We start from the raw sequence: 11,072 nt of genomic DNA, 5'->3' as shown, positions 1-11,072 counted from the left end.
CATGCAGCCAAAAACGAATATTGTGCATCTACCCGTGTACCAGCCCGGCAAGCCGGTGGAGGACGTCAAGCGGGAGCTTGGACTCTCCGAAGTCATCAAGATGGCATCCAATGAAAATCCTTACGGCTTCTCCGAAAGCGCGAAAGCGGCTGTAATCGAAGAGCTGTCGTATACGAATATTTATCCTGACGGGGCCAGCGTGGAGCTTACCGCCAAGCTGGCGGACAAGCTGGGCGTTCAAACGAATCAAATTATTTTCGGCTCCGGTTCGAGCGAAGTCATACTAATGGCGGCCAGAGCGTTCCTTGCTCCCGGCGACGAGACGATCATGGCTGACGAGACGTTCGCCCAATACAAGCATAACGCGGAAATCGAAAACGCGCGCATCATCGAGGTGCCGCTCAAAAACGGCAAACACGATTTGCCGGCCATGCTGGCAAAGGTGACCAGCCGAACGAAAATCGTCTGGATCTGCAATCCGAATAATCCGACAGGAACGATTGTCTCCCACGAGGAGCTGACGGCATTCTTGAACGCGGTGCCAAGCCACGTGCTGGTCGTGCTGGACGAAGCGTACGGCGAATACGTGAAGGACGCGGCTTACAGCGACGGCGTCCGGATGTTGCCTTCGTACCGCAACCTGCTCGTGCTCCGGACCTTCTCGAAAATTTTCGGCCTCGCCTCGCTTCGGATCGGCTACGGCATCGGTCATCCGGATGTCGTTCGCTTCATCAACCAAGTGCGAGAACCGTTTAATACAACCCGTGCCGCCCAAGCGGCCGCGCGCGCTTCATTGTCCGATGACGCCTTCGTCGCGAGATGCAGCGATGAGAATCATAAGGGAATTCAGTATTTGACCGCCCAATTCGACCGACTGGGCCTGTCTTACTTCGAGGCGCATGGCAATTTCGTCATGGTCGACGCGAAGCGGCCTTCTTCCGAGGTGTTCGCCGCGATGCTTCGCAGGGGAGTTATCGTGCGGGCCAACTGGACGTATTACCCGACGTATATTCGCGTGAGCGTCGGGACGCCGGAGCAGAATGAAGCCTTTATCGAAGCGCTTGAGCAAGTTCTGCAGGAAGTGACGGTGTAGATACGGAGTTATGACGAATGTAGCGATATTTGGAGTGGGTCTCATCGGAGGATCCATCGCGCTGTGCCTTAAGGGGAAACCCGGCATACGCGTGATCGGCTTCTCCAATAGGGAAAGCTCCGTTCAGAAATATATCCAACGGGGCGTCGTAGACGTCGGCACGACCTCGATCCGCGAAGCGGCCGAGCAAGCTGATTTTATTTTTCTATGCGTCCCCGTCGGCAATCTCCAGGAATATCTGGAGAAGATCAGCGCGTGCAAGCTGAAGGATGGCTGCATCATCACTGACGTGGGAAGTACCAAGTCGTCCGTCGCCGGCTATGCCAGGTCCGTTGACCTGGGCGGCGCCTGCTTTATTGGCGGTCATCCAATGGCGGGCTCGGAGAGATCCGGCGTCGAAGCCGCATCCTATCATTTGCTCGAGAACGCTTTTTACGTTCTGACGCCGGACGAGACAACGCCGCCGGAAGCTGTCGGACGGTTGACCGAGCTGCTGTCTTATACTCGCGCGAACATCGTGAAGGTAGACGCGGATGACCATGACGATATCGTGGGAGCAATCAGCCATCTACCGCACATGATCGCCGTCGCGCTCGTGAATCAAGTCAGAAGCTACAACGAACGCAACGGATTATATGAATCGCTTGCGGCCGGGGGCTTCCGCGACATTACGAGGATCGCATCCGGCGATCCTCCTTTGTGGCGTGACATCCTGCTCGATAACCGCCAAGTGCTTCTAAGGCTGCTGCGCGACTGGAGGTCGGGCATGGACGAGTTCGCGGCCATGCTGGAGACGAACGACGCGGAGGCAATCGAAGAAGCGTTCCGCCAAGCGGGCGAATTCCGCAGCAGGATGCCGGAGAGAAGGAAAGGCATGATTCATTCCGTTTACGACTGTTATGTTGACGTACCCGATCATCCCGGCATCATTGGACGCATCGCGAGCTTATTAGGCAATAACCGCATTAACCTCAGCAATATCCAGATTATCGAGAGCAGAGAGGACGTGCCTGGCGTGCTTCGGTTGTCCTTCCGCAACCAAGAATATCTGGACCAGGCGATCGCCCTGCTGGAGGAAAGCGGATATTCCGTACATCAATAATGGAATGCAAAAAAACGTTTTCATTTTCTGCGAAGAAAATGAAAACGCTTATTGACAGAATGGAAGCGTATACATATAATAAAAGTACAGTATGGTTTCTCTCCACTCCTATCCAATATCTGTAGTGCTCAACATGAGCGCTGACCACTCCTCGGAGTGGTTTTTTTTTGCTCGAAATCCACTGTGCTTCCTTCATATTCCAAATGAGAAAAATGAAGGTTTTTCGGTTCATTGTCGAAAGAAGCAGGAATTTGGCCGCCGAACTCGAAATACATACTACTCGTCCTTCATACTTTTTCGATGAGGGACGCAACTTTTGGTTCCCGGGCCGGTACAATGTAACAAGAGGTTCGGGATGAAGCCGCAGGTGGGGGAGGTTCGCCTGTCATGACTGATTCCCAGTTAATACGCGAGATAAAGGATGGCAATGTCGAGCTGTACTCCGAGCTTATGCGGCGATATCAACGCAAGATATTGGCTTTTATCTTTCATATGCTGAAGAGCGCGAAGCTGGAATTGATGGCGGAGGATTTGTGCTCGGAAACGTTCTATAAAGCGTATCGAAGCCTTCACTCTTTCCGGGAGATGGATGCTTCTTTCTCTACGTGGCTGTACACGATTGCCCGCAATACCGTCCTTAGCGAACTGCGCAAAGGAAAATCGGCAAACGTTTCGCTCGACGAAGCGGGCTTCGAGCCGCTCGCGTCGGCGGAGGCGGCGCCGGAGCAGCAGCTCCTCCGCAACGAGAGAATGGCTATGGTCCGCGACGCGATCAACAATTTGCCGGAGAAGCAGAGGTCGGCGCTCATTCTAAGGGAATACGACCAGCTGGATTACCAGGAAATCGCCAACATTCTTGGCCAGACGGTCAGCTCCGTCAAGTCGCTGCTGTTCCGGGCGAGAGCTAGCGTCAAGACGCAGCTGGAGCCGTATTTCGGTCAGATGCCGATGTCGGAGCCCTTCGAGAGGATGAATACATGATGAAATGCGAGGAAGCACAAGCTAAATTCGACTCCTATTGGGAAATGGGCGAAGAGGATCCGGCGAGAATCGAGCTCGAGGCGCATCTGCTGGATTGCGAGCGGTGCTCCGATCAATTCGGACTGTGGCCGGTGGACGATGAGCTCATCCGTCAGTTGTCCGAGGAGTCTTCGATGGTCGGACCAACCGAGCATGTCAACCGGGCCGTCATGGACCGTATTTATATGGAGCAGGCCTGGTATATGCCCGTTCCAAGCAAGAGCTACCACTTCTCCAAGTCGTTCCGGCGCAACGCGGCCATCTTAATTGCCGCATGCATGGCGATGTTCGCCTGCGCGTTTTTTGTATTCGTGTTCGACTATAAGGATGCTCCGGCCGGAGAAGACATGCAGCAGTGGACCGGATTGATGGAGGCGGCGAACGCGTCCGGCGACGGCGAGGTCATGACGGGAGGCTTCTATGCCGAAGTACCGGTTGCCAGCATCAGCGATCCATTCGTGCTCAAGGTCGTGCCGGCTTTCCCTCAATATTATGTCGCTCTGTCGCTGCTAGGACTGGTGACGGCCTTGCTCATATTAAATTGGCTGTCGAGGACGCGAAGTTAAACAGATACATAGATAGATCGGATCGGGGGGATCGGATTGAATATTGGACTCGTAAGACATGGACAGACGGATTGGAACGCCAAAGGGATCATTCAAGGCCAGACGGACATCCCCCTTAACGCGGAAGGCATTAACCAGGCCAAGGCGCTCGCCGGGAGGCTTGCGCAGGAAGAAGCGTTCTGGGACGCGGTTAGCTCCAGCGATTTGTTGAGAGCCCGCGAAACAGCCGCGATCATTGCGGAACGGCTTCAAGTGCCGCTGCTGGCTCCTGATCCGCGCTTCAGAGAACGGGGCTTCGGGCAAATCGAAGGAACGACCGAGGACGAGCGAATCAAGCGTTGGGGCAGCGATTGGCGGGAGCAGGGCTTAGGGATCGAAACGGACGAGGAGCTGCGATCCCGCGGCGTAAGCGCGATTGCTGATCTGCTGCAGCGCGAAGAAGGGCGCAACGTTCTCATTGTGTCGCACGGCGGATTTATCGCGCAAATGCTGCAGGAGCTTTGCGACGAATTGACGGATGCGCGGCTGGGCAACATGTCCTACTCGATTCTGGAGAGACGCGGGGACGGCTGGTTGCCTTTGCTTCATAATTGCACTAGACATTTGGAATAAGGTACGGACAAACGGCTTCCCGATTGCAATCGGGGGGCCGTTTGTTATTAGCGCCCCGTTCGTTCCCGCGTCATAGACGGCTGCTCCCTTAATCGTCTATGCCTAAGGCATTGCGGCAAGCGAGGTATGAAATGCGAGAATTGTCCCATAATGGTAGTAAAACCTTCGCAATCCTAGCCGCGGCAGAGCTTTCGCGCGCGGTGTTCGCAGAAAGGAGAATGCCATGAATCTATCGGATATGCTGAGCTATGCGGATATCGGACAATTAAGCAAAATCGCGGGCGTCTACCGATGCGAATGCAACGGGAATTCCAAAAACGAGCTTATCCAGTCTATTCTGGCCCAGATGAGCCGGCATGACGTGTTCGAGGAGCAAATCAACGGCATGAAATTGGAAGATTTGCGTTTCCTCAACTCGCTGCTGTTCGAATCGAGGCAGTCCTATAGCTTGGAAGATCTCATTGCAAGAGTGCAGCAAAGCAGGTTCGGAGAGGAACAGCAGGCCCAGGAGAAGGCGGCTGAAGAGACGGTCAAAAAAACGAGAAGCAAGAAAAAAGCGGTTCCGCCGCCTGCGCCGCCGAGTCCAAGAGATATTATCGCCAGGTTCAAGCATCAAGGCTGGCTGTTTAACGGCTATAGCGGACCCGGCCGTTATTTGTTCCAAGTTCCGAACGATTTGAAGACCAGGTTCAGGGAAACGTTGAAGAGGCGATTCGCTGACAGTCTACAATACACCGACGAACCGCCCGTATACCGGGACGAGCAGGGACTGCTGCTCGACGATATCAAGACGTTCCTGCATTACGTCTATCATTATGAGGTTCAGCTCGTATCGGACGGATCGATGTACAAGCGATTCCTTCAGCAGCTGCTTGATCTGATGGGTGTGCAAGAGGAGCCTCCGGCAAAAGGCGCCTGGCGTTTCGGGTACGGTAGACACTTCAATCAATATCCGGACCGTTTCTCATTGCTCTATGATTTTTGTTGCAGCGCCAAGTATGTCAGCGAATCGGAAGGGCTGCTGGCCGTTACGGAAGCCGGCAAGGAAAGACTGCTCAAGTCTCCGACAACGTCCGAGCACGAGCAGCTGTACCGCTATTGGCTGAAAATTTACAAAGGTCCGGTAGCCAATCTGCTGTCGCTCGTCCATTGGGTCCATTCGCTGTCCGGCGAATGGGTCACGGTCGAATCCGTGCGAAGAGTGCTCACGCCTTTCGTCAAAACCTACTATTACGATGACCCGAACGCGATTTTCGAAGCGAGGCTGCTTAAGATGATGACGCATCTGGGCCTGCTGCGGATCGGCGAGCACCCGTTGTACGGAACGGTGATGCGCATGACGAAGGCCGGAGGCTTGCTCGTCGAGGGAGCTGCCCAAAACCTGGACCAGCAGCGGCATTGACTTTCTTCGGGCCAGTTGGTAGAATCTCTCCAATCATTGCGAATGGGAGATGATGGACGATGCTGCTGCCTTATAAGGGAATATTGCCTTCCGTGCACGCCAGCTGTTACATCGCGGAAGGCTCCAAGCTTATCGGCGACGTGTCGATCGGCGAGAAAAGCACCGTTTGGTTCAATGCCGTACTGAGAGGCGATTTGGCACCGATCCGAATCGGCCATAGCTGCAATATTCAGGACGGAGTCGTCGGTCATGTCAACGACGGCCAGCCCCTCATTCTGGAAGACGAAGTGTCCGTTGGCCACAGCGCCATCATTCATGGCTGCCAGATAGGCAGGGGCACATTAATCGGAATGGGGGCCATCGTACTAAACGGCGCTGAAATTGGTGAATATGCTTTAATAGGAGCCGGTTCGATAGTTACTGAGAATAAGAAGATACCACCCTATACGCTTTCTCTCGGAACGCCCGCCAAAGTCGTGAGAGAATTGACAGAGGACGATCTGCAGCGCATGAGGAAAACGATGGAGAGCTACGTGACGAAAGGAATCGAATATAGGATCTCGTAAGCGCCGGCGTGGAGGTGTATCCTATGGACAAAATGAAGGTTACGTATGAAGCCATGCTTGGTTTGGCCGCGGAGCTTGTGCTCGACGAAGCGGTCCTGAAGTTTAAAACGGAAAAGCTGAGCAAGGCGATCGACGAAGCATTGGCATGCGGCGACGAGGATACTTTCTACCGACTCGTCAAGCAGTTGAATGAACTAAAAGCGTAAACGATAAGGAGCTTCCAGACGCCGCGGGGTCATGTCCGCGCTGGCGTTCGGAGGCTTTCTTTTGTAAGATAGAAGAGTTGCAGGATGGAAGAGCCGGTGGAATAGGAGAGGGATTATGAAATTTAGCGACATTTTGGGGGAGCAATGGGACGAGCTGAAGCCTTATTTGGACACGTGCCTGCTTCCCGTTACGGGACTCGATGGGAACGAAGCGCCTCATGAAGCGACGGAGAAGCTGGAGAAGCTGCGCGATCTGATGGATCTGATCGAAATTCCGTTCAAAGGCAGAGTCGTGACTTATCCGGCCAGCCATTACGTGGAATCGTTCGAGAACGCGGGAGAATCGCTAGCGGGCTTCTGCCGGCGTCTTAGAAGCTCGGGCTTTGCATTTATTATTCTCGCTTCCGCTAACCCGGAGATTAAGCTTGGGAATGCCGGAGCGGATCTGGTGATCCAGCCGGGAAGCGAAGGGGAATGGCCGGAAGCCGGAACGGTCTCGTCCAGTATTAGAGAGCTCTGGAGCCGGACATCTCCTTGATTCTGGTTGATCTGCCGTATAAAAGGCTCGAATTATGGGGAAAACAAATGCCAGAGCAGGTCAATTGTGACAAAATGATAACAAATTTTTGAACGTCATTTCCATAATGACGCAAATATCGGGCCATATTCTTGACGCTCCCAAACACCTAGGCTATTATAAGTTATGTCCTAGTTCGTCATGTGTTTTTGCCGTGCGGCAAGACGCGAGATATGGTTGGCAAAGGGGGTTAGAACAGAAGATGAGTAATCATGAACAACACGAGACGGCGCATCGTCCGGTTCAGCGCAAAGAAATGTCCCGGCGTCAATTTTTGTCATATACGCTTGGCGGCACAACGGCTTTCATGATGGGTGGCGCGGTATTGCCAATGGTGCGTTTCGCAGTGGATCCGCTCCTCGTCAAGAAAGAAGGCGGCGACTTCGTCAAGGTTGTCGAAGAGAGCAAGATTACGGCGGAACCGCAGGAATTCAAATTCAAAATCCATCAGGTCGACGGATGGTACGAAAGCGATCCTGAGCTCGTTGCCTGGATTTCCAAAGGCGAAGACAACAAGATTTTTGCCTTGTCGCCAGTCTGCAAGCATTTGGGCTGTACGATTTTCTGGAATACGAAGGGACACAACGAATACGATTGCCCTTGTCACGACGCTCGTTACTCCAAGGACGGGAAGAACTTGGCCGTAGCCAATTCCCCGCTCGACGAATACGAGGTCGAAGTGAAGGACGGATTCGTATATTTGGGACCGATCGTTCCGAACACTAGAAGCTAAGGAGGGCGTATGCCAGATGTTTAAAAATGTATACAACTGGATCGACGAACGTCTTGACATTACGCCGCTTTGGAGAGATGTGGCCGATCACGAGGTGCCAGAGCACGTTAACCCGGCTCATCACTTCTCCGCATTTGTCTACTGCTTCGGTGGCTTGACGTTTTTTATTACGGTCATCCAAATTTTGTCGGGCATGTTCCTGACGATGTATTACGTGCCGGATATCATTAACGCTTACGCGAGCGTTGACTTCCTGCAGCACCAAGTAGCGTTTGGCCAGATCGTTCGCGGCATGCATCACTTCGGCGCGAGCTTGGTCATCGTCATGATGTTCCTACATACTCTTCGCGTATTCTTTACAGGTTCCTACAAGGCGCCTCGCGAGATGAACTGGGTTGTCGGAATGCTCATTTTCTTCATTATGCTAGGCCTCGGCTTCACAGGCTACCTGCTTCCGTGGGACAACAAAGCTTACTACGCGACGAAGGTCGGCGTTGAAATCGCGGCTTCTGTTCCTTACATCGGAAGTTATATCGCCGATTTCCTTTACGGCGGCGATATTGTAGGCGCGCAGACTCTGACTCGCTTCTTCGCGATTCACGTGTTCTTCCTGCCGGGCGCGCTTATTGCGATGCTCGCTGCGCACTTCCTGATGATTCGGAGACAAGGCATTTCGGGACCACTTTAAGCGAAGGGAGGCTTACATATGGCTCACGGTCATAATTCGAACGAGAAGGTCGTCTACGTTGGCGATACGCGGGTCAAGAAAGGCAAGGGCTTCCAAACGCCGCCGGACTACACGTCGTTCCCGGGCAAATCGGAAGCCTTCATCCCTAACTTCCTCTTGAAGGAATGGATGGTCGGCTGCGTCGTGCTGGTCGGCTTCCTGGTGTGGACGATTGCTGAACCGCCTCCGCTAGGGTATCCGGCGGACCCAACGAACGCGGCATTTATTCCGATGCCGGACTGGTACTTCTTGTTCTTGTATCAATTTCTGAAATATCCATATGTTTCGCAGGATTACGTTCTCCTCGGAACAATGGGCATTCCGGCCATTATGTTCGGCGCCTTGCTGCTCGCTCCATTCCTGGACACAGGCAAAGAACGTCGCTTCTACCGCCGTCCAATCGCATCTTCGTTGATGCTGGTAACGCTTGCCGCATGCGTGTACTTGACGGTCGTATCTTGGGATCACTACCAGCACATGCTGGAGAAGAACGGACAAATTCCAGAGCATCATGAGCGTGAAGAGAGGGTAAGGGAAGCCATTGAAGAAGGCAAACCTCGCCCGAATTTCATGAAGAAAGCGGCAGCGGTCATCGAGCCTGACGATCCTGCGGCGACTATCGCGCAAGAAGCTCAATGCTTGGGATGTCACGCGGCTGATCTTAGCGGATCCGCTGGTCCTGCGCTTATCGGCGTAGGCGCGCGGTTATCCAAGGAAGAGATCGCCGAGACGATCACGCATGGACGGAATAACGGCGCGATGCCGGCTTATGAAGGTCAATTGTCGACGGAAGAGATCGATCAACTGGCGACTTGGCTGTCGAAGCAAACGCAAGAATAAGAAAAGGCGCTTAGCCTTTAAAAACCTGATCGTATACATACGGTCAGGTTTTTTTTGAAGGAAAGGGTGGGAGAGTGGGACTGAAGCTGTTTTTTAGCCGAAGCTTTCTGTTGAACCGCCATTTTTTATGGCTATTATTTATCGTAAATCTGCTTGGCACGATTTACGGGTATATCTGGTATGACGACCAGCTTTATTGGACAGCCGTTCACAAACCGGATTGGATGATTCCGTTCGTGCCGGATTCGCCGACATCGAGCTTGTTCTTTACGGCTTCGTTATTGTACTTGCTGTACCCGATGCAGAAACCGTCCAAGGCGGCCCTAGGCGCTCGAGTAATTATTGAGGCGTTAGCTGTCGTATGTTCTGTCAAATACGGCATTTGGGCCGTTGCGATGATCGTATGGGGGGCTGCGCAAGGCGACGTGTTAAATTGGCAGCATTATATGCTTATGGCATCGCATCTGGCGATGGCGGTCGAAGTCTTGCTCTATCTTCGCTTTATGAAAGCGGGAACAGGGGCTCTCGCTATTGGACTCGCTTGGCTGCTTCTGAACGATACGATGGATTATACGCAAGACATCTATCCATGGCTGCCTGAAGAGCTTGAGGACGATCTGGTCAGCGTGCGAACATTTACCTACGCGTTGTCGGTTGCGAGCTTCATCGCGCCATTGATTCTGTTGCGATTTAGAAAACACGAATAACGATGGACATCCCCTCATAGGATTATACTATGGGGGGATGTCCATGAAAGCGCGTTTTATCATTCCGCTAATCGTATTTATAGGAATGGCGGCAGGTTCGGCGGGTGTGGTGTGGGGCAGCGCGAGCCCGGGAGGAAGCTATGATTTTCTGTTTGCGGATAGTCCGTATCGCCAGCTGTACAAGCTTGACGAATCCGCAACGGCTTTATATACGGCCGCATACGCGAATAACCGCCATGCGGCATATGCGGAGCTTCAGAGGCTGAAACGGCTCATGGAGGATGCCATGATCCAGAGCTATGGCACGCCAGAAGGCTGGTCAGCCCAGCTGGGGGATGCCGCGGCGTTAGAACGGGAACTGTCGGCTGGCGTACCCGATTCGTCGTGGATCGAGCATGCTGTTCGTCTGAGGTTAGGCGCGGACGCGCTGGTAGGCGGGGAAGGGGCGCTTTGGCTGCAATACGAGGGCTTACTCAAGGAAGACCTCCAAGCCGTCCGTCAAGCTTGGAAACGCTCGACGGGGGACGCGGCGATAGCAGCCGGCGCGATGCTTAAGGGGATGACGACCCACGCGCATCGAATCGAATCCGCAGCATTGTATGCCGGAGATTCGACGCGAATGAACGAGCTGCTAAAACGGATTTCGTATTCCGAGCGTCTTCTGGAAGCAGCCGCAAATGACAGGTCAAAGATAAAACCCGATCAAATCGAACAGTCTTTCGACGGTATTCAATCGGCCATTAGCGGCGTTTTTCTGCATTATGAAGAAGCGTTGGCCATACCGGCGGAGAAATCCTCCGCACTGGGTCATCCGCTTCAATGGTCGCTGTTCCTCGGAACGTTGATTTCAGCCGTGCTTACCTGGTCGGGCTGGAGAAAATACAAGCAAAGCCCGTTCGGCGTCAAAAAGCTGTAGCGTAA

General features: G+C 53.4%; 14 protein-coding genes. All 14 read left to right on the top strand.

Annotated features, from left to right (window positions below; translation table 11 throughout):
- Nucleotide 1: 1 nt before the first annotated feature.
- The gene (gene hisC, locus NQZ67_RS03815; RefSeq protein WP_257442928.1) at nucleotides 2–1,093 is read left to right on the top strand and encodes a histidinol-phosphate transaminase; all 1,092 of its coding nucleotides are present in this window, start codon (nucleotides 2–4) and stop codon (nucleotides 1,091–1,093) included.
- 10 nt (nucleotides 1,094–1,103) lie between these two features.
- The gene (locus NQZ67_RS03810; protein ID WP_257442927.1) at nucleotides 1,104–2,195 is read left to right on the top strand and encodes a prephenate dehydrogenase; all 1,092 of its coding nucleotides are present in this window, start codon (nucleotides 1,104–1,106) and stop codon (nucleotides 2,193–2,195) included.
- A gap of 387 nt (nucleotides 2,196–2,582) precedes the next feature.
- Nucleotides 2,583–3,176, top strand: a complete 594-nt coding sequence (locus tag NQZ67_RS03805; protein WP_257442926.1) for an RNA polymerase sigma factor — start codon at nucleotides 2,583–2,585, stop codon at nucleotides 3,174–3,176.
- Complete coding sequence (locus NQZ67_RS03800) at nucleotides 3,173–3,781, top strand: zf-HC2 domain-containing protein (RefSeq protein ID WP_257442925.1); 609 nt, start codon at nucleotides 3,173–3,175, stop codon at nucleotides 3,779–3,781. Before NQZ67_RS03805 ends, NQZ67_RS03800 begins: the two co-directional genes overlap by 4 nt.
- 36 nt (nucleotides 3,782–3,817) lie before the next feature.
- The gene (locus NQZ67_RS03795; RefSeq protein WP_257442924.1) at nucleotides 3,818–4,393 is read left to right on the top strand and encodes a histidine phosphatase family protein; all 576 of its coding nucleotides are present in this window, start codon (nucleotides 3,818–3,820) and stop codon (nucleotides 4,391–4,393) included.
- A 223-nt stretch (nucleotides 4,394–4,616) separates the two neighbouring features.
- Nucleotides 4,617–5,795, top strand: a complete 1,179-nt coding sequence (locus tag NQZ67_RS03790; protein ID WP_257442923.1) for a hypothetical protein — start codon at nucleotides 4,617–4,619, stop codon at nucleotides 5,793–5,795.
- Between the two features lie 59 nt (nucleotides 5,796–5,854).
- Entirely contained in the window at nucleotides 5,855–6,361 is a 507-nt protein-coding gene (locus NQZ67_RS03785; RefSeq protein ID WP_257442922.1) for a gamma carbonic anhydrase family protein, read from the top strand.
- Nucleotides 6,362–6,384: 23 nt separating this feature from the next.
- Entirely contained in the window at nucleotides 6,385–6,567 is a 183-nt protein-coding gene (locus NQZ67_RS03780; protein ID WP_257442921.1) for an IDEAL domain-containing protein, read from the top strand.
- Between the two features lie 115 nt (nucleotides 6,568–6,682).
- Nucleotides 6,683–7,105 (top strand): DUF2487 family protein, encoded by a 423-nt coding sequence (locus NQZ67_RS03775; protein ID WP_257442920.1) that lies wholly within the window; start codon nucleotides 6,683–6,685, stop codon nucleotides 7,103–7,105.
- Between the two features lie 241 nt (nucleotides 7,106–7,346).
- Complete coding sequence (locus tag NQZ67_RS03770; protein WP_257442919.1) at nucleotides 7,347–7,877, top strand: Rieske 2Fe-2S domain-containing protein; 531 nt, start codon at nucleotides 7,347–7,349, stop codon at nucleotides 7,875–7,877.
- 16 nt (nucleotides 7,878–7,893) lie between these two features.
- Nucleotides 7,894–8,565 (top strand): menaquinol-cytochrome c reductase cytochrome b subunit, encoded by a 672-nt coding sequence (qcrB, locus tag NQZ67_RS03765; RefSeq protein ID WP_257442918.1) that lies wholly within the window; start codon nucleotides 7,894–7,896, stop codon nucleotides 8,563–8,565.
- 18 nt (nucleotides 8,566–8,583) lie between these two features.
- Nucleotides 8,584–9,444: a menaquinol-cytochrome c reductase cytochrome b/c subunit gene (locus NQZ67_RS03760; protein WP_257442917.1), complete on the top strand. Its 861-nt coding sequence runs from the start codon at nucleotides 8,584–8,586 to the stop codon at nucleotides 9,442–9,444.
- A gap of 74 nt (nucleotides 9,445–9,518) precedes the next feature.
- The gene (locus NQZ67_RS03755) at nucleotides 9,519–10,151 is read left to right on the top strand and encodes a DUF1405 domain-containing protein (protein WP_257442916.1); all 633 of its coding nucleotides are present in this window, start codon (nucleotides 9,519–9,521) and stop codon (nucleotides 10,149–10,151) included.
- A 43-nt stretch (nucleotides 10,152–10,194) separates the two neighbouring features.
- Entirely contained in the window at nucleotides 10,195–11,067 is an 873-nt protein-coding gene (locus tag NQZ67_RS03750; RefSeq protein ID WP_257442913.1) for a sporulation protein YpjB, read from the top strand.
- The last annotated feature ends 5 nt before the right edge of the window (nucleotides 11,068–11,072 follow it).

It is taken from the genome of Paenibacillus soyae, assembly GCF_024623455.1.
Lineage (GTDB): Bacteria > Bacillota > Bacilli > Paenibacillales > Paenibacillaceae > Pristimantibacillus > Pristimantibacillus soyae.
The sequence above is the reverse complement of the archived record's forward strand: the minus strand, read 5'-3'. Positions and strand labels throughout refer to the sequence as shown.

Bases quoted from the DNA above. Each gene is read 5' to 3' on its own strand.
- hisC (WP_257442928.1), top strand. From the start codon at position 2: ATGCAGCCAAAAACGAATATTGTGCATCTACCCGTGTACCAGCCCGGC.
- NQZ67_RS03810 (WP_257442927.1), top strand. From the start codon at position 1,104: ATGACGAATGTAGCGATATTTGGAGTGGGTCTCATCGGAGGATCCATC.
- NQZ67_RS03805 (WP_257442926.1), top strand. From the start codon at position 2,583: ATGACTGATTCCCAGTTAATACGCGAGATAAAGGATGGCAATGTCGAG.
- NQZ67_RS03800 (WP_257442925.1), top strand. From the start codon at position 3,173: ATGATGAAATGCGAGGAAGCACAAGCTAAATTCGACTCCTATTGGGAA.
- NQZ67_RS03790 (WP_257442923.1), top strand. From the start codon at position 4,617: ATGAATCTATCGGATATGCTGAGCTATGCGGATATCGGACAATTAAGC.
- NQZ67_RS03785 (WP_257442922.1), top strand. From the start codon at position 5,855: ATGCTGCTGCCTTATAAGGGAATATTGCCTTCCGTGCACGCCAGCTGT.
- NQZ67_RS03780 (WP_257442921.1), top strand. From the start codon at position 6,385: ATGGACAAAATGAAGGTTACGTATGAAGCCATGCTTGGTTTGGCCGCG.
- NQZ67_RS03775 (WP_257442920.1), top strand. From the start codon at position 6,683: ATGAAATTTAGCGACATTTTGGGGGAGCAATGGGACGAGCTGAAGCCT.
- NQZ67_RS03770 (WP_257442919.1), top strand. From the start codon at position 7,347: ATGAGTAATCATGAACAACACGAGACGGCGCATCGTCCGGTTCAGCGC.
- qcrB (WP_257442918.1), top strand. From the start codon at position 7,894: ATGTTTAAAAATGTATACAACTGGATCGACGAACGTCTTGACATTACG.
- NQZ67_RS03760 (WP_257442917.1), top strand. From the start codon at position 8,584: ATGGCTCACGGTCATAATTCGAACGAGAAGGTCGTCTACGTTGGCGAT.
- NQZ67_RS03750 (WP_257442913.1), top strand. From the start codon at position 10,195: ATGAAAGCGCGTTTTATCATTCCGCTAATCGTATTTATAGGAATGGCG.